Origin of the sequence: Aeromonas sp. FDAARGOS 1410 (genome assembly GCF_019048745.1) — a bacterium.
GTDB lineage: Bacteria > Pseudomonadota > Gammaproteobacteria > Enterobacterales > Aeromonadaceae > Aeromonas > Aeromonas jandaei.
This window is the reverse complement of sequence record NZ_CP077401.1, coordinates 1,525,261-1,548,343: the sequence shown is the minus strand read 5'-3', so window position 1 is coordinate 1,548,343 and position 23,083 is coordinate 1,525,261. Positions and strand designations below refer to the sequence as shown.

Genomic DNA, 23,083 nt, shown 5'->3' with positions numbered 1-23,083 from the left:
TGGATAGTTTATCGACTTTATAAACAAAAACTTAACTATCTCAGAGCAAATCCAGCGATAGTTGGTTAACTTCTCCCTCTTTCGGCAAACCCACCACCAACCCCAGTAGACGTACCGGACGCCCTTGCGCCCGCAGCAACCCCTCTTTCAATAAGGGTATGAACAACTCGGCCTGATATCCTCCCTGGCTGCGATAAACTGTTGTCTGGTGAAAATCGGCAAATTTGAGCTTGATCCCCTGCCCCATAAGCTGTTCTGCCGGGCAGACCTGCTGAAAGCGGCGCTCCAGCTCGGGTAACAGTCGATTTAGCACCTCCGTGCAGGCCAATTCATCACAGAGATCGCTTGCCAATGTGGTTTCCACGCCCACCGTCTTGCGAACCCGCAGTGCCTGTACCGGCTCTTCATCCAGACCCCAGATGCGGCTCGTCAACATCTCTCCCAGCTTGCCAAACCGGCTTTGCAACTCTTCAGGCGCCAGAGCGCGGGCATCTTCACAAGTGAACAGACCTTGCGCCTCCAGCCTTTCTGCCGTCTTGCGCCCGACGCCGGGCAACTTGCCAAGAGGAAGCAGGCAGGTAAACGCCTCCACCTCGTCAGGGCGGATAATGAACAGACCATCCGGTTTGCGCTGCTCCGAGGCGAGCTTGGCCAGAAACTTGTTTGGCGCGACCCCAGCCGACGCGGTCAGCCCCAGTTCGGTGACGATGGCATGCCGGATCTCCCTGGCCATCAGGGTGGCACTACCGCAGCAGCAACGACTGTGAGTGACATCGAGATAAGCCTCATCCAGCGACAAGGGCTCCACCTGATCGGTATAGCGATGAAAAATGGCTCTTAACTGACGGGAAATATCCTTGTAGAGCGCCATCCTTCCCGGCAACAGCACCAGCGGCGGACAGAGCTTTTTCGCCAGCGCGGTGGGCATGGCCGAGCGCACACCAAAGCGACGGGCAACATAATTGCAGGTCGAAATGACGCCACGCCGCTCGGACGCCCCCCCTATCGCCAGCGGTACTTCCCGCAATGCGGGGTTATCCCGCATCTCCACCGCAGCAAAAAAGCAGTCCATGTCGATATGGATGATTTTGCGCATACCACTGTATAAATAAACAGACATCACATCATATTACTGCAAGCCCGGGAGGAGCTCTATCTCAATCAATGGCTGCGTTCCTGTTAGACTCCAAAGAGACCTCATCAATCACTGCAACAAGGAGTGTTGGCAATGAAATACCTCTGGTTGGGACTCTGTCTGCTGCCACTCGCCGGGATCGGCAAAAACAATCCGACCGCCGAGTGCCGTTGGCTCTACGATCGCATCGCGGCACTGGAACAAGCCATCAAGAAGGGGGACAAGCTGGGCACGCAGGAAGAGCTCTCCCGCTGGCGCACCGAGTTCAAAGAGAAACAGTGCAAAGAGTACGACTACTGACCCGGGGTATCGTTCGTGCATAGAAGAACGGGCCCCTGCCGATATGGCAGGGGCCCGTTGTCAGACAAGATGAGAGCGCAGCTAAAGGCTCATGAAGCAGATAACCCTTGGCTAAGGCAACACCATGGGCGCTGCAACCGCCGCAGCCAGCTCATCACTACGCAGCACCCGCACCAGTTCGAGGGCAAACTCGATGGCGCTTCCCGGCCCCTGACTGGTGATCAGGCGATGCACCTCATCCCTCACGACCCAGGCAGTAGAGAGCTGCGTTGCCGGTAACCGAGCCTGAAAAGCGGGGTGACAGGTCACGCAAGCCTCATCCAGCAAGCCATGGTGGTGCAGCACGACGGCAGGAGCCGCGCAGATGGCAGCTCGCCAGCGACCCGCGCTTGCCTGCGCTCTGAGCAGCTCGATAGCAAGCGGGGTATCGCGGATCACTTCGCTGCCAGGCAGGCCACCCGGCACCACGATAGCCTCGAAATCACGATGAGCCAGCTCATCGATATGGCAGTCGGCCACCAGCTGGACCCCGCGCGATGCCTTGATCTGGCGCTCGCCAAGCGGGCAACAGGAGGCCAACACCACCTCAATCTGAGCACGCACCAGGGTATCGACAATCGCCACCGTCTCGATCTCTTCCGACCCGGGCGCCACCAGAACCAGTACGCTCATCTTTGCCTCCTTGCTGTTGACCTCGTCAGAGTCAGGCTGTCTGACTCTTCTCTTTGACCGCCTGATAGAGTCCCTGATTGACCGGGACCGCGATGCCATGCTCGGCCGCTTTGGCCAGGAGGAATCCGGTGATCGCTTCAATCTCGGTCTCTCGACCCAGCTCCATATCCTGACACATGGAGGAGTAGTTGTCGGCTGTCAGCTCGACCACTGTCATCACCCGGCGCAGCAACTCTTCAGCGGTCGTCGCAATGCCTTGTGCGCTCATCACATCGGCCACCTCGACGCAAACCTGCTGCAGTGCATCGGCAAAACGGGGGCCTGCCAGCTCGCCATTTTTCAGCTTGTGCAACGCAGTCAGCGGGTTGATGGCGCAGTTGATGGCCAGCTTTTGCCACTGACGCTGCAAAATCTGCTCATCCCAACCGGCCTGACCGAGCGCCAGTGCCAGTTCGTCAGCCAGAGCGGCATGTGCCCTGGCGGCCTCATTGACCGGCCCGAGCCAGGTTTCGCCCTTGCCGGTGTGGCGAAACACGAAATGGCCCAGCTGCATGGCACCATGGCTGGTCACACCGGCAATAACCGGATTGTGGGGGAACATGGCAACAACCTGCTCGGCAATCCCCATGCCGTTGTGCAGCAATATGATGGGCACTCCGGCATCCAGCTTGCCAACCAGCGGCGCCAGGGCGGCCACCACCTGACTGGCTTTGGTCATCACCAGCAGACGCTTGATCTTGCCCGGTTTGCTGGCGAAACCACGCTCGATATTGAGCAGCTGAACGTGCCCTTCCAGCGAGGTGAAATCAAACCCCGGATGCAGGGTGGATTGATGATGCTCGCGCAACAACACTCGGGTTGACTGACCGCTTTGGGTCAACAGGGAGGCAAAAACGCCGCCGAGAGCACCGCAACCCAATATGGACCATTGAGTGGTGGCAGGCTGTCGGGAATTCTTTAATCCGCTTGGCATGGTGTGACTCTGTCAGGGTAAGGGTTGCAATCCTCTCAACCTGTTACCGGGGATAAGTGAAGCTGTCGCTGGCGGACACTATCGGGTCCACCCATCCTGTGCGCACAGGATTCTAGCAGAGCAGCCCCATCAAAATCAGCAAATTTGCCTTATTTCTGGTAGATTTGGCCCCCGATAACGCAACATGAGGAGCCCGGCTATGCCGTCATTCGATATTGTCTCTGAAGTCAAAATGAACGAGGTGTTGAACGCCGTCGACAACGCCAATCGTGAACTGGCCACCCGTTTCGATTTTCGTGGGGTAGAAGCCAGCTTCGAGTTGAACAAGGAAGAGGTCAAGCTGGAGGCAGATGCCGATTTCCAGCTCAAGCAGATGGTTGAAATCCTGCGTGGCGCCCTGCTCAAGCGCAATATCGAAAACAGCTCGATGGACGTGGGCGATTCCGTTCACTCCGGCAAGCGTTTCCACCTGACCGTCAAGTTCAAGCAGGGGATCGACAAGGAAGTGGCCAAGAAGCTGGTCAAACTGATCAAAGATTCCAAGATCAAGGTGCAGGCTGCCATCCAGGGTGATGAAGTGCGCGTCACCGGCAAGAAGCGTGACGACCTGCAAGAGGTGATGGCGATGGTGCGTGGCGCCGAGCTGGGCCAGCCGATGCAGTTCCAGAATTTCCGCGACTAAATAATGCTGTTGCGTGGCGCCGCTACCGAGCATGTCACGCAATAAGCGCGAAAATAAAAAACCGGAGCCAAGGCTCCGGTTTTTTTGTTCCTCAAGTTTGATTAGAACTTGTAGGTAACGTCGAAGTAGTGGCTGAAGCCAGAGCTCTTCCACGGAGTACCGTCGAATGCAGTGGAGCCATCTTTGTTGCCATAGGCATCCATGAAGTACTTCAGGCCGTAACCGACAGCGAAGCGGTCAGAGTGCCAGTAGATACCGTGGAAGGTAGCCAGGTTGTCAGTGGTACGATCGGCACGGTTATAGGTATCCAGATCGAACTGATAGTCCAGGTAACCTTGGTAGGATACGAAGCTGCCGTTACCGAAGGTGTAGAAAGGTTTGAACCAGTTCATGGAGAACTGATAACCGTTCCAGGAGTTCTCTTCTTGTCTGAAGAACTGGTTCTCGTTGGAGTAACGAGCGTACAGGTTCATGCCAACCTTGCCGAACCAAGGAACCATGACATCAGCGCCCAGACCGATCTGGTTTTCCATCTGACCGTCAGCGATGTTGTTCAGGTTGGCAATGTAGAGCTCTTGCACAGGACCAAAGGAGAGGTCTTTGCCAGTCAGGGCATCCAGAGACAGACGCGGAGCAAACTTCATGAACAGGTTCTGGCCGCCATGCTTGTCGCTATGCTTGTTGTCGAGGATGTCGAAAATATCGACATAACCATACAGATCAAACATGCCGGAACGACCACCGAACTCCATTTCCAGATAGGTGTCGTTGTAATCTTTCTGGCCAGCAGTGAACGGACGCTGGTCGATGGTGTGCATTACGTTGAACTGCATCCACTTGAAGTCGTTCTTGTGGATGTCACCGCTGTAGTCAGCAGCGAAGGCCGGAGTGGCAGCAGCAGCCATCAGGCCGGCAGCGATCAGAGTCTTGGTAAATTTGGCCATTTTATTGGTCTCTTGTGCGTTAGTTGAGGTTTTCCGTAGCCTGCCCACAAGGAGCGAAAGGAATTCTAATCAAATAAAATAGGGGGAGAAACAACTTCTCGGGAACTTTATCCGGAAGTGTGAATCTAATCACCCCCGATTCTACGCAAACGCTTGCTATTTGTCAGCCGCTGAGAGCAACGCACTCCCCTTTCTGGCTACCAGCACAATCAACAACAACACAGGCAAGCCCAATAAACTGGTTCCGACAAAGAAGGCACTGTAGCCAATCTGCTCCACAATTTGTCCGGAAAAACCGGCCAGCAGTTTGGGCAACAACAACATTACGGAGCTGAACAGGGCGTACTGGGTCGCCGAAAAGGCGACATTGGTAAGGCTCGAGAGATAGGTGACAAAGGCAGCGGTCGCGATACCGGCGCTGAGGTTGTCGAGGGAAATTATCAGCGTCAGCAGCTCCAGATTGTGGCCCACCTGATGGAGCAGCGCGAACAGCAGGTTGGTACTGGCAGTGAGCAGCGCGCCAAGAAACAAAATGCGCAAGGTGCCAAACCGCATCACCAGCACGCCACCCACGGCTGCCCCCACCAGCGTCATGATCACCCCGAACACCTTGGTTATGGTGGCCACTTCTGTCTTGCTGAACTGCATGTCCACATAGAAGCTGTTGGACATCACCCCCATCACCACATCGGCAACCCGATAACAGGCGATAAGCGCCAGGATCAGCATTGCCGAGTGACCATAGCGACGGAAGAAGTCGGCAAAGGGGCTCCAGACCGCCTCATAACCCCAGGCACCGGCACTGGCCAGCGGTGCAGGCCAGCCACGGGCCAGTAACAGCGCCTTGCGCTCCCTCTGCTGCTGGCTCTGTCCCGCCAGATCGATCTCCGGTTCGTGACACAAGAGGGTGGTAATCACCCCAAGGGACATCAGCGCAGCCATCAGCAGATAGGTCACCTGCCAGCCGTGATAGTCATACCCGCTGTTGCTGCCAAACCAGGCCGCCAGAGCCAGTGCGCCGGCACCGGCGATGATCATAGCCAACCGGTAACCGGTCATGTAGGAGGCCGCCATCGCCGCCTGCAGCCGCTCCGGTGCCGACTCGATGCGATAGGCGTCGATCACGATATCCTGCGTCGCTGAAGCAAACGCCACCAGCAGGGCGAACAACGCCAGCTGGGTCAAACCACTCTTGGGATCACAAAACGCCATACCGACCAGCGCCCCGGCGATCAGCAGCTGGGAGAAGAGCATCCAGCTGCGGCGACGCCCCAGCAGGGTAGAGAGCAGTGGCAGCGGCATGCGATCCACCAGTGGCGACCACAGCCACTTGAAGCCATAGGCCAGTGCCACCCAGCTCATGTAACCGATATCGGTCAGGCTGACATCCGCTTCCCGCAGCCAGTAAGAGAGGGTGCCAAAGACCAGCAACAGGGGCAGACCCGATGAGAAGCCCATGGCAAAAAGGATCAGCACTCTGGGTTCGAGATAAACGGCGAGGGACTCTCGCCAGCTCGGTTTGCGGATCATGTTGAACTACCTGACGAATCTGGGAAAAGTGCGCCATTTTGGCAGGTTGGAGCGCGATAGCCAAGGCAGGGGGATAGATGAACAAAAGGCTCACCCTGAACGGGATGAGCCTTTAAAACAGTTACCAAACCAGCCAAAGAGAGCACGGCAGGGAAAACTGGCACCTACTTCTTGGCTTTCTTCTCTACCGGGGGTTCAGCCAGCAACACCACCTTCTTCAGGATGATGGGACTGGTCGGCACATCGTTGGCACGCAGAATGGGGCTGTAGCCAGTTTGTACCTGCGCCAGCTTGTCGAGCACTTCCATCCCCTGCACCACCTGACCAAATACCGTGTAACCGGCACCGCCATCGGCGTTGAGGTTGTTGTTGTCGACCAGATTGAAATAGAACTGACGCGTGGCGCTATCGACCGCCTGGGTACGGGCCATGGCGATGGTGCCGCGCTTGTTGGGCAGGCCGCCACGGGATTCGTTGACTACCGGTTCATAGGTCGGCAGCTGCTGGAACTGCTGGTTGTACCCGCCGCCCTGCACCACGAAATCCTGGATCACCCGGTGGAAGATGCTGCTATCGTAGCTGCCATCAGCCACATAGCGCAGGAAGTTCTTCACCGTCTGCGGTGCCTGCTTGGACGCCAGCTCCACCACGATATTGCCGTGGTTGGTCTCCATTCTGACTTTCGGGCCTGCGAACGCCAGCGGGGCGATCAGCATGGCCAGCAACCAGAGTTTTTTCATCATCAGACCCCTGCACCGTTCGGTTGACCTTTCAGGTAACCACGCAGCGCATCATCCGCCATGATCTGCTGCAGCACGCTACCCAGTTGCAGGTTCAGTGTAGACTCCAGGTCGGCCATGCTTGGCTCGCTCGGGCTCTCCTTGCTGGAGGACATGTTGAACTGCTTGGTCAGACGGTTGCCCTGAAAATCGGCGATCACCTGCAGGCTGACGCGGGACTTGGTGACATAGGTAAAGGTCTTCTCTTCCACATTGACTGCGGCGTTGGAGATCACCAGCGTCAGGTTGGTGGTGCCACTGTTGCCCACTTCCAGACCCTGGCTGCGCAGACCTTCGGCCAGCCGCTCGGCCATCAGCAGGTTGAGCGGACGCTCGCTGTTGACCAGCACGGGCGCTTTCTCTTTATGTTTGATGGAGAAGACGTAGGCAGCCTCACGCTTGTCTACCCCTTCCATGGTGATGCGATTGCCAGAGTAGTATTGCTGGTTGGCGGGGATCACCTGCGGATTGAGCAGCGCCGTCTCCGGCCAATGAGTGGCACACCCGCCCAGCATCAGGGCGGCCAGCAGCAAGAGTGACTTTTTCATCATGGTTTCCTTTGGCTTTAGCGTTTGATGGCTTTCAAAATAACGAATTTGCTGTTCGACGCAACGACTTGTGCGTTGGCAAACAAGCGCTTGAGTTTGTTGTGATAGTCCAGATGACGGTTGCCTACTATCCAGAGTTCACCCCCTTGAGGCAACACCCGGTGCGCATCGCTGAACATCTGCCAGGCGATATGATCGGTGATTGCCTGCAACTGATGGAAGGGAGGATTGCAGAGGATCCGATCCGCCGAACCAGCCGCGACACCGTCGAGACAGTTGTTGACCATAAAGCGGGCGCGCGGCAGCGCATCGGCCAGATTCTGTTCCACATTGAGCCGAGCCGAGGCAACCGCCATGTAGGACTCATCGATAAAGGTCACCTCCACCTCGGGATCCCGCGCCAGCAGCGAGAGTCCCAGCACGCCGTTGCCGCAACCGAGATCGATCACCTGACGAGCGCTGTGGATGGGCAAATTGTCCAGCATAAAGCGGGCACCGATATCGAGACTGGTGCGCGAGAAGACGTTGGCATGGTTGTGGATGAGCATGTCGGTGCCCTCCAGCGGCCAAACGGTCGGAAAGGGGTTGGCCAGCGCCGGCAGGTCAGCCTGCGGCTCGCAGTGGATAAGACGCGCTTTTTTCCAGGCCAGCGAGGTACGAGTCGGCCCCAGATACTTTTCGAATAGCTTGAGGGTCGAGGTATGAATATCCTTCGCCTTGCCGGCTGCGATGACACGGGTCGCCGGTGTCACCACCTCCCGCAGCGCCAGCAGTTGCTGCTCCAGCAGCGCCTGATATTTGGAGACCTTGATTACCACCAGCGAGGGGGCAACCGGCAGCGGCGCCAGCGCATCCTGCATGGTGATCCCGCCAGCATCCAGTCCGTTCTCGGCCAGATTGGCCAGGATCCCGCGCTCGCTGATGTAGGAGTCGGTCACGCAGCAGGGAGCATGGCCATACAGAAAAGCAGTCAGCGCTCCGAAGCTGTCATTCATGATGATAACGGGGCCAGCCTGCTCGAGCGGCGCCTCCGCCAGCGTGTTGATCAGATACTCGTCTGCCGCATCCCATGCTTGCAGGGTCTCCTGGCTCAAGCGCGGATAACGGTAGAGCGTGAGCTGGCAATGGGGCGTCTCGAGAAGGGTTTGCATAGGATGGGTCCAACCTCGGCTTGATTCGGATAACAGGCGCCTGGGACGACGCAAAGTGGCGCTATTCTAGCGAGGAGCAGGAATTTCACCAGTTGCATGCGCGTCAGAGCGCTCTGCTGATGGATGATTTCCTTCGCAAGGGGGGTTATTCAGCCCCGCAACTGCCGATAGAATGGCCCGACATTCACGTTTCGGAAACAACACAGATGACCATGCAACAACTGCTCGAAGCCAAGCTGACCGCAGCTCTCTCCCCCAGCCTGCTGGAAGTGATCAACGAAAGCCACATGCATCGGGTTGAACCTGGCTCGGAGAGCCACTTCAAGGTCATCATCGTCAGTGAGCAGTTTGCCGGACAGCGCCTGCTTGCCCGCCATCGCCAGGTCAACGCCATTCTGGCCGACGAGCTGGCAGGGCCCGTTCATGCGCTGGCGCTGCACACCTACACCGGTAGCGAGTGGCAAGAGAAAGGCAATGCCCCGCGCACCCCGAGCTGTGTGGGCAAACCGTCGATCTCCTGACGGAATTGACCTCCCGATAACCTGAACATCGGCAAATAGCCATAAATTAAACAAATCCTGTGCATTCCCAGCCTTTTTGACGGGTTGGAAATGCAATTTTCCCGGACGATGTTCAAGGCTGATCCATCCAGGTCTCCCCCTCCGGTTTCCTCGACAAAGCGTAAATAAAAAACCTTTAAAACCACGAGTTACAAGGGGTTTGGCGATTATTCATTGCAGGTTAATTTTGTGATGCCACGGGGATTTTGCCCATTTGGCATGGAAAAAAATGCACCTTGAGTGGTAAACTCAGGCGCTTTTGAATGACCTCGCATGTTTAATAATCGTTGTGTCAGCCCGCCTGGCACGGCTGCAATGCCGATTCATTCAACCACCCGTCGTGATGTATTTCTCGGCGCTAACCAACCTCTCTTCCCGTAACGGTAGTGCAATTAAGTATGATTACAATCAAAAGAGGACTGGACATCCCCGTGCTGGGTGCGCCAGAGCAAGTAATCTACGATGGCCCCGCCATCACCCGTGTTGCTACACTGGGCGAGGAGTTCGTGGGGATGCGACCTACTATGTTCGTCAAAGTAGGTGATCGCGTCATCAAAGGTCAGGAGCTCTTCGAAGACAAGAAGAATCCGGGCGTTAAATTCACAGCTCCCGCCACCGGTGTGGTCTCAGAGATCAACCGTGGTGCCAAACGTGTTCTCCAGTCCGTGGTCATCGACCTGGACGGCTCCGATGAACAGGTTACCTTCGAGCACTTTGCCTCTGCCGAGCTGGCCAAGCTCGAGCGCAGCAAAGTACAGGAGATCCTGCTTGCATCCGGCCAATGGACCGCGCTGCGCACTCGTCCCTTCAGCAAAGTTCCCGCGGTAGGCACTGCCCCGCGCGCCATCTTTGTGACCGCCATGGACACCAACCCGCTGGCCGCCAACGCAGAGCTGATCATCAAGGAGCAGTCTCAGGCGTTCCTCGACGGTCTGGCCGTGCTGACTCGTCTGACCGACGGCACCGTCTATGTCTGCAAGGGCGAAGGCAGTCTGCCTCACTCTCCTCTGGCCAAGGTCAAGGAAGAGATCTTTGTTGGCCCGCATCCTGCCGGTCTGCCAGGTACCCACATCCACTTCCTGGATCCGGTCAGCAGCACCAAGGTGCAGTGGCACATCAACTATCAGGACGTGATCGCATTCGGCAAGCTGTTCACCACCGGCCAGATCTTCACTGACAAGGTGATCGCTCTGGCAGGCCCGAACGTGCTCAAGCCGCGTCTGCTGCGTACCCGCATGGGTGCCTGCATCAGCCAGCTCACCAACAACGAGCTGCGCGCTGACGAAAACCGCGTCATCTCCGGTTCTCTGCTGAGCGGTGCCAAGGCTGACGGTGTTCACGACTATCTGGGTCGCTACCACAATCAGGTTTGCGTACTGGGCGAAGGTCGCGAGAAAGAGTTCCTGGGCTGGATCAACCCCAGCGCCAACAAGTTCTCCATCACCCGCACCACCCTTTCTCATCTGATGAAGGGCAAGCTGATCAACTTCACCACCACTACCAACGGTAGTGACCGTGCCATGGTGCCTATCGGCAACTATGAGCGGGTGATGCCACTCGACATCCTGCCGACCCTGCTGCTGCGGGACATGATCTCCGGTGATACCGACGGTGCTCAGGCACTGGGTTGTCTGGAGCTGGATGAGGAAGATTTGGCCCTCTGTACTTTCGTCTGCCCCGGCAAGACCGAGTACGGCCCCATCTTGCGTGAGTGCCTGACCAAGATTGAACTGGAAGGTTAAGCGATGAGTTTCAAGCAACTTCTTGAAAAAATGGAACACCACTTCGAACCGGGTGGAAAGTACGAGAAGTACTACGCCCTGTTCGAAGCGGCGTACACCCTGTTCTATACCCCGGGTTCCGTAACCCGCAACGCCTCCCACGTTCGTGATGCGCTCGATCTGAAGCGCATGATGATCATGGTGTGGCTGGCCGTGTTCCCGGCCATGTTCTGGGGCATGTACAACGTTGGTAACCAGGCCATTGCCGCCATTGCCCACATGGGCTCGTCTGCTGGTGCCAGCAGCTGGCAATATGCCCTGGCTACCATGCTGGGTGCCTCCCTCGATCCCGCTGTTGCCGGTATTGGCAGCAAGATGATGATCGGCGCCGCCCACTTCTTCCCCATCTACCTGACCGCCTTCCTGGTCGGTGGCTTCTGGGAAGTGCTGTTCGCCATGGTACGCAAGCACGAGATCAACGAAGGCTTCTTCGTGACCTCCATCCTGTTTGCCCTGATCGTGCCGCCCGAGCTGCCCCTGTGGCAAGCTGCTCTGGGTATCACCTTCGGTGTGGTGATGGCCAAGGAAGTGTTCGGTGGTACCGGCAAAAACTTCCTGAACCCTGCTCTGGCCGGTCGTGCCTTCCTGTTCTTCGCCTACCCGGGCCAGATCTCCGGTGACGCCGTATGGGTTGCCGTCGATGGCTACTCCGGCGCAACCGCGCTGAGCCAGTGGGCACAAGGCGGCCAGATGGCACTGATCAACGGTGCAACCGGTCAGGCTATCAGCTGGATGGACGCTTTCCTGGGGAACCTGCCGGGTTCCATCGGTGAAGTCTCTACCCTGATGATCCTGCTGGGCGCAGCCATGATCGTCTACATGCGCATCGCCTCCTGGCGCATCATCGCTGGCGTGATGATCGGTATGATCGCCACCTCCCTGCTGTTCAACGTCATCGGTTCCGATACCAACCCCATGTTCAACATGCCGTGGCACTGGCATCTGGTGCTGGGTGGCTTTGCCTTCGGTATGGCCTTCATGGCAACCGACCCCGTCTCCGCCGCCTTTACCAACAAGGGCAAGTGGTGGTACGGCGCCCTGATCGGCGTAATGGTCGTGCTGGTTCGCGTAGTCAACCCGGCGTTCCCGGAAGGCATGATGCTGGCCATTCTGTTTGCAAACCTGTTTGCTCCCCTGTTTGACCACTTCGTCGCTCAGGCAAACATCAAGCGGAGGATTGCTCGTGGCGTTTAATAAAGACTCAACCTTCGGCACCATCAGCGTGGTAACCGGCCTCTGCCTGGCCTGTTCCATCGTGGTATCCGTTGCTGCCGTTGGCCTGCGTTCTACCCAAGAGGAGAACAAGGCGCTGGACAAGCAGAGCAACATTCTCTCCGTAGCCGGCGTAGACATCAGCGATGTGGCCAAGCGCGATCTGGCCAAGCTGTATGGCGACAAGATCGAAGCCCGTCTGGTAGATCTCGCCACCGGTAACTTTGTTGACGGCGATGCCGACAACTTCGATACCAAGCAGGCGGCCAAAGATCCGGCGCAAAACATCCGTCTGGCTGCTGCCGACGACAAGGCTGGTCTGCGTCAGATCTCCAAGCTGGTTCCGGTGTTCTTCGCCAAGGATGCCGAAGGCAAGATCGACAACATCATCCTGCCCATCTACGGTCAGGGTCTGTGGTCGACCATGTATGCCTTCGTCGCGGTTGCCGCTGATGGCCAGACCATCAAGGGCATCACCTACTACGACCACGGTGAAACCCCGGGTCTGGGCGGTGAAATCGAGAATCCGGCCTGGCGCGAGCTGTTTGTCGGCAAGAAGCTGTTCGATCAGGATGGCATGCCGGCGCTGCGCGTCATCAAGGGTCACGCCCCGGCGGGCTCCGAGCACGAGATCGACGGTCTCTCCGGTGCCACTCTGACCGGTAACGGCGTACAGCATACCTTCGACTTCTGGATGGGTCCCAAGGGCTTCGGTCCTTTCCTGGCCAAGGTTCGTGCAGGAGAAATCAACAATGGCTGACAAGAGCGAAATGAAAAAGTTGCTGTTGACCCCTGTGCTGGGCAACAACCCCATCGCCTTGCAGGTGCTGGGTGTCTGTTCTGCACTCGCGGTTACCAGCCAGATGAAGACAGCGTTTGTAATGACCCTCGCGGTTATGGCGGTCACCGCCTTCTCAAACCTGTTCATCTCTCTGATCCGCAACCAGATCCCGAACAGCGTGCGGATCATTGCCCAGATGGCCATCATCGCTTCGCTGGTTATCGTGGTTGACCAGGTGCTCAAGGCCTATGCCTATGACATCTCCAAGCAGCTGTCGGTCTTCGTCGGCCTCATCATCACCAACTGTATCGTGATGGGTCGTGCCGAAGCCTACGCCATGAAGAGCGCGCCGCTCCCCTCCTTCCTGGATGGTATCGGCAACGGTCTGGGCTATGGCGCCATTCTGCTGAGCGTCGCTACCGTGCGTGAACTGCTGGGCTCCGGCACCTGGTTCGGCATCGAGCTGCTGCCGCTGGTGAACAACGGTGGCTGGTATGTACCCAACGGTCTGCTGCTGCTGCCGCCGAGTGCATTCTTCATCATTGGTCTGATCATCTGGGGCGTTCGCACCAAGGATCCCAAGCAGGTGGAGGCGAAGGATTAAGGTATGGAACACTATCTGAGTCTGTTGATTAAATCGATCTTCATCGAAAACCTGGCACTCTCCTTCTTCCTGGGGATGTGTACCTTCCTGGCAGTGTCCAAGAAGGTCAAGACCTCCATGGGTCTTGGTATTGCCGTTATCGTGGTGCAAACCATCGCCGTACCGGTCAACAACCTGATCTACAACTACGTGCTGAAGGCAGGTGCCCTCTCCCCTGATCTGGATCTGAGCTTCCTGAGCTTCATCACCTTCATCGGGGTGATCGCGGCGCTGGTGCAGATCCTGGAGATGGCGCTGGACAAGTACTTCCCGGCTCTCTACAACGCCCTGGGTATCTTCCTGCCGCTCATCACCGTGAACTGCGCCATCTTCGGTGGCGTCTCCTTCATGGTGCAGCGTGACTACAACTTCATGGAGTCTGTGGTCTACGGCGTGGGTTCAGGTGCAGGCTGGATGCTGGCGATCGTTGCGCTGGCAGGTATCCGCGAGAAGATGAAGTACTCCGATGTTCCGGAAGGCCTGCGTGGTCTGGGCATCACCTTCATCACTGCCGGCCTGATGGCGCTGGGCTTTATGTCCTTCTCTGGTATCTCCCTGTAATCGGCTTTCCTGCAATCAGAAAGGAACGATAGATGGAAATTATTTTGGGTGTGGTCATGTTTACCGTGATCCTGCTGGCACTGGTGGCAGTCATTCTGTTCGCCAAGTCCAAGCTGGTGACCGCGGGCGACGTGACAATCAGCATCAACGGTGACCCGGCCAAGGCTGTGACCAGCCCGGCCGGTGGCAAGCTGCTCGGCGTTCTGGCCGGCAACGGTATCTTCGTCTCCTCCGCCTGTGGCGGCGGTGGCTCCTGCGGTCAGTGCAAGGTGCGGGTGAAGTCTGGCGGCGGCGACATCCTGCCGACCGAACTGGATCACATCAGCAAGGGCGAAGCCCGTCACGGCGAGCGTCTGGCCTGTCAGGTCACCGTTCGTGGCGACATGGACATCGAACTGCCGGAAGAGATCTTCGGGGTGAAGAAGTGGGAATGTACTGTTATCTCCAACGATAACAAGGCCACCTTCATCAAGGAGCTCAAGCTGCAGATCCCCGATGGCGAGAGCGTACCGTTCCGCGCCGGTGGTTATATCCAGATCGAAGCGCCGGCCCACCACGTCTACTACAAGAACTTCGATATTCCCGAGGAGTATCGTGGTGACTGGGATCGCTTCAAGATTTTTGAGCTGGAGTCCAAGGTCGATGAGCCGATCATCCGTGCCTACTCCATGGCCAACTATCCGGAAGAGTTCGGCATCATCATGCTGAACGTGCGTATCGCTACGCCGCCGCCCAGCAACTGGACTGCCCCTCCGGGGCAGATGTCCTCCTACATCTTCAACCTGAAAGCGGGTGACAAGGTGACCATCTCCGGTCCGTTCGGCGAGTTCTTCGCCAAGGATACCGATGCCGAAATGGTATTCATCGGTGGTGGTGCGGGTATGGCGCCGATGCGCTCCCACATCTTCGACCAGCTACGTCGCCTGAAGTCCAAGCGCAAGATGAGCTTCTGGTACGGTGCCCGTTCCAAGCGCGAAATGTTCTATGTCGAAGACTTCGACATGCTCGCCGCCGAGAACGAGAACTTCACCTGGAACGTCGCCCTATCCGATCCGCAACCGGAAGACAACTGGGACGGCTACACCGGCTTCATCCACAACGTGCTCTACGAGAACTATCTCAAGAACCACGAAGCGCCGGAAGATTGCGAGTTCTACATGTGTGGTCCTCCCGTGATGAACGCAGCCGTCATCAACATGCTCAAAGATCTGGGCGTTGAAGACGAAAATATCCTGTTGGATGACTTTGGTGGTTAATCCATGCACAGTGTTGTAAAGACCTGGCTAGCCTTCGGGCTAGCCTTTTTCTTGACTGGGTGCGGTCAGGAAACGGTCCAATCCAAACCGGAGATCCACATCACCGGTAGCACCATGGGCACTTACTACTCCATCAAGGTGGCGGACAGCGTCATCACCGATCCGGCCAAACTTCAGGCCGAGGTCGATGTCTTGCTGGAGCGGGTCAACGATCAGATGTCCACCTATCGTCCCGATTCCGAGCTGTCGCGCTTCAACCAGCACCGCGGCTCCACGCCGGTGGTGGTTTCGCGGGATACCGCGCGGGTAGTCACAGAGGCCATTCACATTGGCCGTGAGAGCCAGGGGGCGCTGGACGTCACCGTCGGCCCCTTGGTCAATCTGTGGGGCTTTGGCCCGGACAAGCGACCGACCAAGGTACCGTCCGACGAGCTGATCACCCAGACCCGTCAGAAGACCGGTCTTGGCAACCTGCACGTCATCACCTCGGTGGATGCCGATACCCTGCAAAAGGATATTCCCGATCTCTACGTCGACCTCTCCGCCATCGCCAAGGGCTTTGGTGTCGACAAGGTGGCCGAGTATCTGGAATCCCTGGGTGCGCGCAACTATCTGGTGGAGATCGGCGGCGAGCTGCGGATCAATGGTGTCAACGGCAAGGGTCATCCCTGGCGCGTCGCCATCGAGAAGCCGACTGCCAATGCCGGCTCGGTGCAGGAGGTTATTGTCCCGGGTGACAATGGCGTTGCCACCTCCGGCGATTACCGCAACTACTATGAGCTGGATGGCCAGCGCTTCTCCCACACCATAGACCCGCGCACCGGCAAACCGATCCAGCATCGTCTGGTGTCGGTGACCGTGATCCACCCCTCCTGCATGACCGCAGACGGGCTGGCGACCGTGTTCATGGTGATGGGTACCGAGAAGAGCCTGGCCTATGCCAACGAGCGAGGTCTTGCGATCTTTGTCATCACCAAGACCGACAAGGGCTATGAAGAGGCCTACTCCGAGGCCTTCAAGCCTTATCTGGTCAAGAAGTAAGAGGTAGAGATGCAGATTTTTCTGATCACCTTCGGGGTATTCATGCTGGTGATTGTGGCCATGGCCATTGGCTACATCTTCCAGAAGAAGACCATCTCGGGCTCCTGTGGCGGCCTGGGTAGCGTCGGCATCGAGAAGGAGTGCGACTGCCCCGAACCTTGCGACAATCGCAAGAAGAAGATGGCCAAGGAAGAGGCCCGTCGCAAGATGCTGGAGGAGAACCGGATCATCTGATCTGCCTGCCTTGCGATAGACAAAAGCGCGCCATCGGCGCGCTTTTTTTATTGGCTTTCACACAGAGCACACCGGTCAGGATGTTCGCTCGATATAGAGGATCACCTCGCCCAGATGGATGCCGAACTTGCTGATGGCGGCGCGATTGATCAGGCGATCCTCATCCAGCAGATACATCCAGTCATCGAAGCTCACCCGCACCACCTCACCGTCCGGCAGCGCCAGATCGAGTTGATAGCACCAGTTGAGGGCAAACCCTTGCGTTTTACCCACGGCCTCCCCAACCACATCCGATGCTGTCCCACGCCAGTGGCCATCTGCCCCCTTGCTCAGATACCAGGTGCGAGTCTGCTGGCGACCATCATCAAAGTAGAACTGCTCGAACAGCTCTCCCTTACCATCCTTCCAACGACCCACCATCTCGACCCGAAAGCGGCTGGTCACTTCGCCGCTGCGGTCGGTCACCAGACCGTGGGCCACCAGCTTGCCATTGAAGAAACGGGCGAGATCCCAGTTCGGCCCCTGCCCCCGATAACTGTCGAGACTGGCACCGCAACCACTGAGCAGCAGGGCAAGGCACAATACAAATAGCCGCAGCCCAAGTAGCAGTGGCCGTAACAACAACGGGATACACAGCATGGCAGACTCCACTATCAGGATTGGCCGCGCAGACGGCGGGTCAGTGCAGGATCCAGACTGTTGTCAGCCAGCCAGATTGCGAGAAAGGCGGCCGAAAATCGGGGATCGTCGAGGGAACCAAGGCGTTTGTCTTGCCACCAGAAGTGGCCATGCCCCGCCTCATCGACATAGAAGGTGAGCCGATCGCCTGCAGCTACATCCGGCCAGATTGCGGCAAGTTGCTCCAGCCACTGCTTGCGCTCGGTATCGCTCCCCACTCCGAGGCGCTGCCACTCGGATGAAGTGGCGCCGAGCAGATCGTCCCGCTCGATGGCTCTGGCATAGGTGAGGGTAAGCGCTTGTGGATAGTGGCCCGGCTGGTAGCGACCACTCTCGCTCAACAGGGTGGCGTCGTAGAGCTTGAACCAGAGCCACTGCATCTGCCCCTGCCCGACCGGACGCAGCTTCTGCCAGGGGAGTGTTGCCGCATCGCTGGTGGTCGCAACGAGCAGGCTAAGGGCGGCAAGGTGGAGGCTAATTCCACCCCATATGCCAGTGATTGGGGTCTTCGAGTTCATGCCAGTCCATCTCCTGTTCCTGCAGGGTATTGATATCCTGCATCACTACCTGCACCAGCTGTCCCTGCGCATTCCGCTGGCAGGCAACCACCAGATAGAAGCGATCCGTCAGCTCGTGCTGGCTCTCTTTGGTCCACTTGGAAAAAAGCAGCGTGTCGGTCGAAAAGGAGTTCATCATGACTCACCCTCCAGCTTGACCATTACCCACAGGAGTACGGGTAACCACCACATCCAGATCACTGCCAGCAGCGCCGCACTGATCCCGATGCCCCAGGGTAAGTGTACTGCCCCCATGGCGGCTCCCGCCACATAGGAGGAGGTGCCGCCAACCATGCCAAACAGAGCCTGCTGCCAGCGAGGCAAGCGCAGCAGCCAGTGCAAGCCATGGGATAGTGTGAGGGCAAAACCGAGCCAGAGCAGTACAAGCCAGAGGGGAAAACCGGCGGGAAAGTGGAACAAGCCGAGCTGCCAGAGCAGGGCATCCAGCAGACAGCCGGCCACCGCGATGGGGAACTGCCGCCAGTAACGCCAGCGGCTGGGCGAGAAGAGAAAGTACAGCAGCAACATTGCCAGCAGCGGGCCCGGCTGCTGCCACTTCACCGCCAGCAACCAGTAGAGGTTGAACCCCAGCAGGTGAGCCCACTGCCACATGGTCAGTGACCGCTTACTGGCAAATCACCTGACCAGCCAGCCGGCCCCGGCTTGGCGGCCTCCAACTGCACCAGACTGATGGTCCGCTCCCAAAATCCCCCCTCGCAATAGGCAAAGTAGAAGTGCCAGAGCCGGATGAAATCCTGGCTGTAACCAAGCTTGGGCAGCTCGGGTGCCAGTGCCAGAAAGCGCTCGCACCAGTGAGCCAGGGTGCGGGCATAGTGATGGCCGTGATCGTGCAACCGCACCAGCTGCATGTCGGTCTCCCGCGCCAGCAACCCCGCCATCTGGGAGACGCTCGGCAGGCAGCCGCCGGGGAAGATGTAGCGCTGGATAAAATCGACACCGCGCAGATACTGGGCATGGCGCTGATCGGCGATGGTAATGGCCTGAATGAGCAGGCGGCCACCGGGCTTGAGCAGCCGCGACAGCTGGCGGAAATAGTCGGGCAGGAAAGCGTGGCCCACCGCCTCGATCATCTCGATGGAGACCAGCTTGTCATAGGTGCCTTCCAGCTTGCGGTAATCCTCCAGCAGCAAGGTGATGCGATCCCCCAGCCCCTCCCGCGCAATCCACTCCTTGGCATAGTCATGCTGGGCCCGGGAGATAGTCGTGGTGGTCACCCGGCAGCCATAGTGGTGGGCGGCATAGATGGCGAGGCCACCCCAGCCGGTGCCGATCTCCAGCAGATGATCGTCAGGCCCCAGCTCCAGCCGCTCGCAGATGGTGCGCAACTTGGCTTGCTGACCCTCTTCCAAAGTGGCCTCGGCGCTCGGGTAGATGGCGCTCGAGTACTGCATATGGCTGTCGAGAAAGCCCTGATAGAGGGTATTGCCGAGATCGTAGTGGGCGGCGATGTTGGAGCGCGAACCGGTCAGGGTATTGCGGTTGAGCCAGTGGCGCACCTTGTTGAAGGGGAAGCTGAGCCAGCCGAGGCGCCGTTCGAGGGAATCGAGCAGGGTCAGATTGCGGGCCAGCAGCCGCACCAGCGCTACCGGATCCGGGCTGGTCCAGAGCCCCTCCACCCAGGTTTCTCCGGCGGCAATGCTGCCCCCCAGCAACAGGCGACTATAGAAGGTCGGATCCTGCACCACCAGTTCGGCATGCAGATCGGTGCCAGCGACGCCAAAGCTGTGGCGCTCACCGCCATCCCGCAGCAGCAGCTGGCCATGTTCGAGGCGACCCAGCAGATTGAGCAGCAGTTGCCTTGCCCCCTTGTCGATAAAAGAGGCAGAGAGGGTTGATTGAGCAAGTTCCATTAGCGGCTCTCCGGATGGGTAAAAATCGGGGTTCGTTTGATAAATAGACGCAGGGCCTGCCAGTAGATCCCGAGCAGCACCTTCATGGTCATCCAGGGCCAGCGGGCCAGCAGGGCTACAAGCCCCTTGCGCGACAGCGGTTCGCGAGTGAGCGCCAGGGTTGCGTCAAACAGCTTGGCTTCACCGGATACGGGATGACTCTCGATGTGGATCAGTGTCTCCCGCACGGGCGGCCTGATCCGCCAGTGATAACGCATCGCCAGCCCCATAAAGGGGGATACGTGAAAATCCTTGTCATGGGGTGCCAGCGCCGCCAGATCCAGCAGGTAGTAGTGACGCTCATTCCAGGGGGTGTTCGACACCTCCGCCAGCAGATAGCGCGCCTCGCCCTGCCGGTAGCAGAAGTAGAAGTTGACCGGGCTGAAGTAGAACCCGAGACAGCGCACATTGCCGAGCAGCAGTACCCGCCCCTCGGGCTCGGCATTGCCACCCAGCTCGCTCACCTTCTGCCACACCGCCTGCTTGAGGCATCCCTCACTCCCCTTGAGATAGTCGTAGCGGTGAAACGAGAGCAACCCCGAGCGCTCCACTCCGAACCAGCGCCCCTGATCGAGCTGCGGCAACTCGTCGAGATCCAGTCCCAGCATAAAGAGGCTGTAGGAGAAGGAGTGGGGCCGCGGCGCGAAACGGCGGTGGCGCACCGAACCCTGCCAGATGGCGCTGGTAACACCGGCCAGTTCGGCGGCACGCTCATGTTTGGTGGCCACAGTGGCGCCGTTCATAGCTCGGCCCCGAACCGTCTGGCGACATCCAGCGCGCTGCGTACCCCATCCTCGTGGAAGCCGTTGTACCAGTAGGCGCCGCAGAAGTGGGTGTGCTGTTGGCCACAGATCTCCGCACGCCGCTGCTGGGCAGCGATGGAGGCCTGATTGAACACCGGATGGTGGTAGACGAAGCGGCGCAGTACCTTGCTCTCATCCACCTTGCCCCTGGGATTGAGGCTGACGCAGAAGGGCTCCGGCGAGTTCACCCCCTGCAGGATGTTCATGTTGTAGCTCACCAGCGGCCGTGCCTCGTCGTTGCCATCGAGCTGATAGTTCCAGCTGGCCCATGCCTTGCGACGGGTGGGCAGGCAGCGCGCATCGGTATGGAGCCAGACATCGTTGGCCTGATAGGGCATGTCGCCGAGGATGGCCTGCTCCCGCTCGCCGGGATCCGCCAGCAGCGCCAGCGCCTGATCGCTGTGGCAGGCGAAGATCACCTCGTCAAACCACTCCTCGCCGTAACTGCTCAGGATCACCACGCTGTCCGCGTCCCGCCGCACGCTCTGCACCGGACAGGCGAGGCGGATCTGCGATTGCCAACCCGCGGTAAGGGGGCCGATATATTCCCGCGAGCCGCCCGGGATCACGTACCACTGGGGGCGATTGGCCACATCGAGCAGGCCGTGGTTGGCAAAAAAGCGCAGGAAGAAGCCAAGGGGGAAGGCGCGCATATCAGCCAGGGTCGATGACCAGATCGCCGCCCCCATCGGCAAGATGTAGTGGCGGGCGAAGTAGTCGCTAAACTCCCCCGCCAGCAGAAAGTCCCCCAAGGTCAGCTCGGGGACTGCATCCTGATGTTGACCATCTGCCAGCCAGGCTCGTGCCTCCCGGTTGAACCGCAAAATCTCGGCGACGAAACCGTAGAAGCGCGGACTCAGCAGATTGCTGCGCTGGGCAAACAGGGTATCTAGATTGTGGCCGTTATACTCCAGCCCCTCCGGGCTCTTTACCGAGAAGCTCATCTCGGCCGGTTGCCGCGCCATGCCGATCCGAGCCAGCAACTTCAAGAAGTTGGGGTAGGTGCGATCATTGAAGACGATAAAACCGGTGTCGATGGCATAGCTGCGGCCAGCCTGATTCACATCGACGGTGGCGGTGTGACCGCCCAAGGTCGGCGCCGCCTCGAACAGGGTGATGTCATGGAGTTTGTGGAGCAGAAAACCGGCGGTGAGCCCCGAGATCCCTGAACCGACGATGGCGATCTTTTTCTTCATGAATGGCTTCCTTTCGATACGAGTGCGCGGCCAAGGCGCAGCCAGAGCCCCACCGGCAGCGCACCAAGCAGGCGCAGCAACCAGATGAAACGGCGGGGAAAGTGGATCTGGTGACGACCGGCGGTCAGCCCGTCCATGATGGCGCGGGAGGCCTGCTCCACCGTCACCAGACAGGGCATGGGAAAATCATTTTTGGCGGTGAGCGGCGTCTGGACAAAGCCGGGGCGGATCAGGGTCACCCCGATCCCTTTGCTGGCCAAATCGAGGCGCAAGGTATCCGCCAGATAGTCGAGGGCCGCCTTGGAGGCGCCATAGGCCTCGGCTCGCGGCAGCGGCAGCCAGTTCACCGACGAGCTGACGATGGCCAGCCGAGCTCCCGCCCCGAGCAGCGGCAAGAAGGCGGCCAGCGCATGGCCGGTGGCGGTCAGATTGATCTCAATCACCCGGGCAAACAGCTCGCTGTCAAACCCCTCGCCGACATCCATGTACTCGCAGTTGCCTGCGTTGAGGATCAGCAGGTCGAGGGATGGCAGCGTAGCAGCCACCCCGCTCATCACGGCCAGATCCCGGGCATCGAACTGCAGCGGCGTGATGCCGTACAGCCCCAGCGCCTGCAGCCGTTCACCATCGCGGCCACAACCCCACACCTGCCAGCCTGAGCGCCGGTAATCGAGCGCCAACTGGCGACCGATGCCGGAGGTCGCCCCGGTAATGAGCACCCGGCCGCTCATGCACCGAGCCTCATCTTGATGGCGCGTACCACGGGCCCGAGCAGCGGCAACTGCTCGTAGAGCATGGCGCCCAGGTCAAAATAGTCCCGGTGCTGGCACACCTTGCCCGCCTCGTCGAACTCGAGGCGGGTGGCCCCCTCCACCGTCACCGGCTCACCACCACGCAATCTGGGGTGAGAGAAGGTCATGGTCCAGCCGAGCCAGGCCTGCAGCCCCTGTTGCTGCTGACTGGTAATGACGAAGCGACAGTAGGCGAGGCGCTGATAGAGGGCGGTAAAATAGTCGCCAAGGGCCGCCACCCCCTCGATACGGTGGGCCGGATCGGTAAAGACCACCTGTTCGGCATAGACCTCGGGCAAGCGGTGCAACTGCTGTTTGTCCAGTTGCTGATAGAGGCCAATAAAGCGGGCCAGCGGCTCGTTCAT

General features: G+C 58.7%; 28 protein-coding genes. 11 read left to right on the top strand and 17 right to left on the bottom strand.

Translation table 11 applies throughout. The features are described from left to right. Window positions 1–40 precede the first annotated feature (40 nt). Window positions 41–1,096, bottom strand: coding sequence for a DNA polymerase IV (gene dinB, locus I6L40_RS07510; RefSeq protein WP_071912446.1), 1,056 nt, complete (start codon window positions 1,094–1,096; stop codon window positions 41–43). Window positions 1,097–1,228: 132 nt separating this feature from the next. Between dinB and I6L40_RS07505 the strand changes: the two genes are divergently transcribed. Beyond that, complete coding sequence (locus I6L40_RS07505) at window positions 1,229–1,435, top strand: hypothetical protein (RefSeq protein WP_043849305.1); 207 nt, start codon at window positions 1,229–1,231, stop codon at window positions 1,433–1,435. A 111-nt stretch (window positions 1,436–1,546) separates the two neighbouring features. Here I6L40_RS07505 and I6L40_RS07500 read toward each other — a convergent pair whose 3' ends face one another. Continuing rightward, window positions 1,547–2,107: a DJ-1 family glyoxalase III gene (locus tag I6L40_RS07500; protein WP_071912274.1), complete on the bottom strand. Its 561-nt coding sequence runs from the start codon at window positions 2,105–2,107 to the stop codon at window positions 1,547–1,549. A 31-nt stretch (window positions 2,108–2,138) separates the two neighbouring features. Further along, window positions 2,139–3,080, bottom strand: coding sequence for a ketopantoate reductase family protein (locus tag I6L40_RS07495; protein ID WP_071912276.1), 942 nt, complete (start codon window positions 3,078–3,080; stop codon window positions 2,139–2,141). A 199-nt stretch (window positions 3,081–3,279) separates the two neighbouring features. On the opposite strand from I6L40_RS07495, the gene I6L40_RS07490 reads away from it, so the two are divergent. Further along, window positions 3,280–3,762 (top strand): YajQ family cyclic di-GMP-binding protein, encoded by a 483-nt coding sequence (locus tag I6L40_RS07490; protein WP_033114222.1) that lies wholly within the window; start codon window positions 3,280–3,282, stop codon window positions 3,760–3,762. Between the two features lie 101 nt (window positions 3,763–3,863). Here the strand turns inward: I6L40_RS07490 and I6L40_RS07485 are convergent, their stop codons facing one another. From I6L40_RS07485 to I6L40_RS07465, 5 genes are all read right to left on the bottom strand, one after another. Beyond that, the gene (locus I6L40_RS07485; RefSeq protein ID WP_043849302.1) at window positions 3,864–4,706 is read right to left on the bottom strand and encodes an outer membrane protein OmpK; all 843 of its coding nucleotides are present in this window, start codon (window positions 4,704–4,706) and stop codon (window positions 3,864–3,866) included. A gap of 156 nt (window positions 4,707–4,862) precedes the next feature. Beyond that, window positions 4,863–6,236, bottom strand: coding sequence for an AmpG family muropeptide MFS transporter (locus I6L40_RS07480; protein WP_071912278.1), 1,374 nt, complete (start codon window positions 6,234–6,236; stop codon window positions 4,863–4,865). 164 nt (window positions 6,237–6,400) lie between these two features. Then, window positions 6,401–6,976 carry a peptidylprolyl isomerase gene (locus tag I6L40_RS07475; protein WP_071912280.1) on the bottom strand — a complete coding sequence of 192 codons (576 nt, stop codon included), beginning with the start codon at window positions 6,974–6,976 and terminating at the stop codon, window positions 6,401–6,403. Window positions 6,977–6,978: 2 nt separating this feature from the next. After that, window positions 6,979–7,563 (bottom strand): YajG family lipoprotein, encoded by a 585-nt coding sequence (locus I6L40_RS07470; RefSeq protein ID WP_005349692.1) that lies wholly within the window; start codon window positions 7,561–7,563, stop codon window positions 6,979–6,981. A gap of 17 nt (window positions 7,564–7,580) precedes the next feature. After that, window positions 7,581–8,714: a methyltransferase gene (locus tag I6L40_RS07465; protein ID WP_071912282.1), complete on the bottom strand. Its 1,134-nt coding sequence runs from the start codon at window positions 8,712–8,714 to the stop codon at window positions 7,581–7,583. A 206-nt stretch (window positions 8,715–8,920) separates the two neighbouring features. On the opposite strand from I6L40_RS07465, the gene I6L40_RS07460 reads away from it, so the two are divergent. From I6L40_RS07460 to nqrM, 9 genes are all read left to right on the top strand, one after another. Further along, complete coding sequence (locus I6L40_RS07460) at window positions 8,921–9,235, top strand: BolA family transcriptional regulator (protein WP_071912284.1); 315 nt, start codon at window positions 8,921–8,923, stop codon at window positions 9,233–9,235. 437 nt (window positions 9,236–9,672) lie between these two features. Next, entirely contained in the window at window positions 9,673–11,016 is a 1,344-nt protein-coding gene (locus tag I6L40_RS07455; protein WP_041208046.1) for a Na(+)-translocating NADH-quinone reductase subunit A, read from the top strand. A 3-nt stretch (window positions 11,017–11,019) separates the two neighbouring features. After that, the gene (locus I6L40_RS07450) at window positions 11,020–12,249 is read left to right on the top strand and encodes an NADH:ubiquinone reductase (Na(+)-transporting) subunit B (protein WP_071912286.1); all 1,230 of its coding nucleotides are present in this window, start codon (window positions 11,020–11,022) and stop codon (window positions 12,247–12,249) included. Next, on the top strand, window positions 12,239–13,027 hold the full coding sequence (locus I6L40_RS07445) for a Na(+)-translocating NADH-quinone reductase subunit C (RefSeq protein ID WP_041208044.1): 789 nt from the start codon (window positions 12,239–12,241) through the stop codon (window positions 13,025–13,027). Before I6L40_RS07450 ends, I6L40_RS07445 begins: the two co-directional genes overlap by 11 nt. Beyond that, window positions 13,020–13,652, top strand: coding sequence for an NADH:ubiquinone reductase (Na(+)-transporting) subunit D (locus tag I6L40_RS07440; RefSeq protein WP_033114212.1), 633 nt, complete (start codon window positions 13,020–13,022; stop codon window positions 13,650–13,652). Before I6L40_RS07445 ends, I6L40_RS07440 begins: the two co-directional genes overlap by 8 nt. Before the next feature lie 3 nt (window positions 13,653–13,655). Continuing rightward, window positions 13,656–14,252: an NADH:ubiquinone reductase (Na(+)-transporting) subunit E gene (gene nqrE, locus I6L40_RS07435; RefSeq protein WP_041208043.1), complete on the top strand. Its 597-nt coding sequence runs from the start codon at window positions 13,656–13,658 to the stop codon at window positions 14,250–14,252. A 32-nt stretch (window positions 14,253–14,284) separates the two neighbouring features. Then, the gene (gene nqrF / locus I6L40_RS07430) at window positions 14,285–15,508 is read left to right on the top strand and encodes an NADH:ubiquinone reductase (Na(+)-transporting) subunit F (protein ID WP_033114210.1); all 1,224 of its coding nucleotides are present in this window, start codon (window positions 14,285–14,287) and stop codon (window positions 15,506–15,508) included. A 3-nt stretch (window positions 15,509–15,511) separates the two neighbouring features. Then, window positions 15,512–16,549 carry an FAD:protein FMN transferase gene (locus I6L40_RS07425; protein WP_041208042.1) on the top strand — a complete coding sequence of 346 codons (1,038 nt, stop codon included), beginning with the start codon at window positions 15,512–15,514 and terminating at the stop codon, window positions 16,547–16,549. A 9-nt stretch (window positions 16,550–16,558) separates the two neighbouring features. Next, a complete protein-coding gene (gene nqrM, locus I6L40_RS07420) occupies window positions 16,559–16,783 on the top strand; it encodes a (Na+)-NQR maturation NqrM (protein WP_042030788.1) in 225 nt (74 codons plus the stop codon). Window positions 16,784–16,858: 75 nt separating this feature from the next. On the opposite strand, the gene I6L40_RS07415 is transcribed toward nqrM, so the two are convergent. Genes I6L40_RS07415 through I6L40_RS07375 form a run of 9 tightly spaced genes read right to left on the bottom strand, consistent with a single transcriptional unit; the run spans window position 16,859 to window position 23,083 of the window. Continuing rightward, window positions 16,859–17,422: a DUF3833 domain-containing protein gene (locus tag I6L40_RS07415; RefSeq protein ID WP_071912288.1), complete on the bottom strand. Its 564-nt coding sequence runs from the start codon at window positions 17,420–17,422 to the stop codon at window positions 16,859–16,861. A gap of 14 nt (window positions 17,423–17,436) precedes the next feature. Next, window positions 17,437–17,979, bottom strand: a complete 543-nt coding sequence (locus I6L40_RS07410) for a chalcone isomerase family protein (protein ID WP_071912290.1) — start codon at window positions 17,977–17,979, stop codon at window positions 17,437–17,439. Then, window positions 17,936–18,154 (bottom strand): TIGR02450 family Trp-rich protein, encoded by a 219-nt coding sequence (locus tag I6L40_RS07405; RefSeq protein ID WP_033114239.1) that lies wholly within the window; start codon window positions 18,152–18,154, stop codon window positions 17,936–17,938. Before I6L40_RS07405 ends, I6L40_RS07410 begins: the two co-directional genes overlap by 44 nt. After that, window positions 18,154–18,630 (bottom strand): DUF2878 domain-containing protein, encoded by a 477-nt coding sequence (locus I6L40_RS07400; protein ID WP_071912292.1) that lies wholly within the window; start codon window positions 18,628–18,630, stop codon window positions 18,154–18,156. The genes I6L40_RS07405 and I6L40_RS07400 overlap by 1 nt, the downstream gene beginning before the upstream one ends. A 2-nt stretch (window positions 18,631–18,632) precedes the next feature. After that, the gene (locus I6L40_RS07395) at window positions 18,633–19,889 is read right to left on the bottom strand and encodes a cyclopropane-fatty-acyl-phospholipid synthase family protein (RefSeq protein ID WP_071912294.1); all 1,257 of its coding nucleotides are present in this window, start codon (window positions 19,887–19,889) and stop codon (window positions 18,633–18,635) included. Next, the gene (locus I6L40_RS07390) at window positions 19,889–20,671 is read right to left on the bottom strand and encodes a DUF1365 domain-containing protein (RefSeq protein ID WP_071912296.1); all 783 of its coding nucleotides are present in this window, start codon (window positions 20,669–20,671) and stop codon (window positions 19,889–19,891) included. Before I6L40_RS07390 ends, I6L40_RS07395 begins: the two co-directional genes overlap by 1 nt. Further along, the gene (locus tag I6L40_RS07385) at window positions 20,668–21,927 is read right to left on the bottom strand and encodes an NAD(P)/FAD-dependent oxidoreductase (protein ID WP_071912297.1); all 1,260 of its coding nucleotides are present in this window, start codon (window positions 21,925–21,927) and stop codon (window positions 20,668–20,670) included. The genes I6L40_RS07390 and I6L40_RS07385 overlap by 4 nt, the downstream gene beginning before the upstream one ends. Further along, a complete protein-coding gene (locus I6L40_RS07380) occupies window positions 21,924–22,658 on the bottom strand; it encodes an SDR family NAD(P)-dependent oxidoreductase (RefSeq protein ID WP_071912299.1) in 735 nt (244 codons plus the stop codon). The genes I6L40_RS07385 and I6L40_RS07380 overlap by 4 nt, the downstream gene beginning before the upstream one ends. Further along, window positions 22,655–23,083, bottom strand: a complete 429-nt coding sequence (locus I6L40_RS07375; protein WP_216995210.1) for a nuclear transport factor 2 family protein — start codon at window positions 23,081–23,083, stop codon at window positions 22,655–22,657. Before I6L40_RS07375 ends, I6L40_RS07380 begins: the two co-directional genes overlap by 4 nt.

Coding starts and splice junctions, on each gene's coding strand:
- I6L40_RS07385 (WP_071912297.1), bottom strand. CDS start 21,927: ATGAAGAAAAAGATCGCCATCGTCGGTTCAGGGATCTCGGGGCTCACC.
- I6L40_RS07400 (WP_071912292.1), bottom strand. CDS start 18,630: ATGTGGCAGTGGGCTCACCTGCTGGGGTTCAACCTCTACTGGTTGCTG.
- I6L40_RS07505 (WP_043849305.1), top strand. CDS start 1,229: ATGAAATACCTCTGGTTGGGACTCTGTCTGCTGCCACTCGCCGGGATC.
- nqrM (WP_042030788.1), top strand. CDS start 16,559: ATGCAGATTTTTCTGATCACCTTCGGGGTATTCATGCTGGTGATTGTG.
- dinB (WP_071912446.1), bottom strand. CDS start 1,096: ATGCGCAAAATCATCCATATCGACATGGACTGCTTTTTTGCTGCGGTG.
- I6L40_RS07475 (WP_071912280.1), bottom strand. CDS start 6,976: ATGAAAAAACTCTGGTTGCTGGCCATGCTGATCGCCCCGCTGGCGTTC.
- I6L40_RS07450 (WP_071912286.1), top strand. CDS start 11,020: ATGAGTTTCAAGCAACTTCTTGAAAAAATGGAACACCACTTCGAACCG.
- I6L40_RS07490 (WP_033114222.1), top strand. CDS start 3,280: ATGCCGTCATTCGATATTGTCTCTGAAGTCAAAATGAACGAGGTGTTG.
- nqrF (WP_033114210.1), top strand. CDS start 14,285: ATGGAAATTATTTTGGGTGTGGTCATGTTTACCGTGATCCTGCTGGCA.
- I6L40_RS07425 (WP_041208042.1), top strand. CDS start 15,512: ATGCACAGTGTTGTAAAGACCTGGCTAGCCTTCGGGCTAGCCTTTTTC.
- I6L40_RS07460 (WP_071912284.1), top strand. CDS start 8,921: ATGACCATGCAACAACTGCTCGAAGCCAAGCTGACCGCAGCTCTCTCC.
- I6L40_RS07395 (WP_071912294.1), bottom strand. CDS start 19,889: ATGGAACTTGCTCAATCAACCCTCTCTGCCTCTTTTATCGACAAGGGG.
- I6L40_RS07480 (WP_071912278.1), bottom strand. CDS start 6,236: ATGATCCGCAAACCGAGCTGGCGAGAGTCCCTCGCCGTTTATCTCGAA.
- I6L40_RS07440 (WP_033114212.1), top strand. CDS start 13,020: ATGGCTGACAAGAGCGAAATGAAAAAGTTGCTGTTGACCCCTGTGCTG.
- nqrE (WP_041208043.1), top strand. CDS start 13,656: ATGGAACACTATCTGAGTCTGTTGATTAAATCGATCTTCATCGAAAAC.
- I6L40_RS07455 (WP_041208046.1), top strand. CDS start 9,673: ATGATTACAATCAAAAGAGGACTGGACATCCCCGTGCTGGGTGCGCCA.
- I6L40_RS07390 (WP_071912296.1), bottom strand. CDS start 20,671: ATGAACGGCGCCACTGTGGCCACCAAACATGAGCGTGCCGCCGAACTG.
- I6L40_RS07495 (WP_071912276.1), bottom strand. CDS start 3,080: ATGCCAAGCGGATTAAAGAATTCCCGACAGCCTGCCACCACTCAATGG.
- I6L40_RS07470 (WP_005349692.1), bottom strand. CDS start 7,563: ATGAAAAAGTCACTCTTGCTGCTGGCCGCCCTGATGCTGGGCGGGTGT.
- I6L40_RS07380 (WP_071912299.1), bottom strand. CDS start 22,658: ATGAGCGGCCGGGTGCTCATTACCGGGGCGACCTCCGGCATCGGTCGC.
- I6L40_RS07375 (WP_216995210.1), bottom strand. CDS start 23,083: ATGAACGAGCCGCTGGCCCGCTTTATTGGCCTCTATCAGCAACTGGAC.
- I6L40_RS07485 (WP_043849302.1), bottom strand. CDS start 4,706: ATGGCCAAATTTACCAAGACTCTGATCGCTGCCGGCCTGATGGCTGCT.
- I6L40_RS07415 (WP_071912288.1), bottom strand. CDS start 17,422: ATGCTGTGTATCCCGTTGTTGTTACGGCCACTGCTACTTGGGCTGCGG.
- I6L40_RS07410 (WP_071912290.1), bottom strand. CDS start 17,979: ATGAACTCGAAGACCCCAATCACTGGCATATGGGGTGGAATTAGCCTC.
- I6L40_RS07465 (WP_071912282.1), bottom strand. CDS start 8,714: ATGCAAACCCTTCTCGAGACGCCCCATTGCCAGCTCACGCTCTACCGT.
- I6L40_RS07405 (WP_033114239.1), bottom strand. CDS start 18,154: ATGAACTCCTTTTCGACCGACACGCTGCTTTTTTCCAAGTGGACCAAA.
- I6L40_RS07500 (WP_071912274.1), bottom strand. CDS start 2,107: ATGAGCGTACTGGTTCTGGTGGCGCCCGGGTCGGAAGAGATCGAGACG.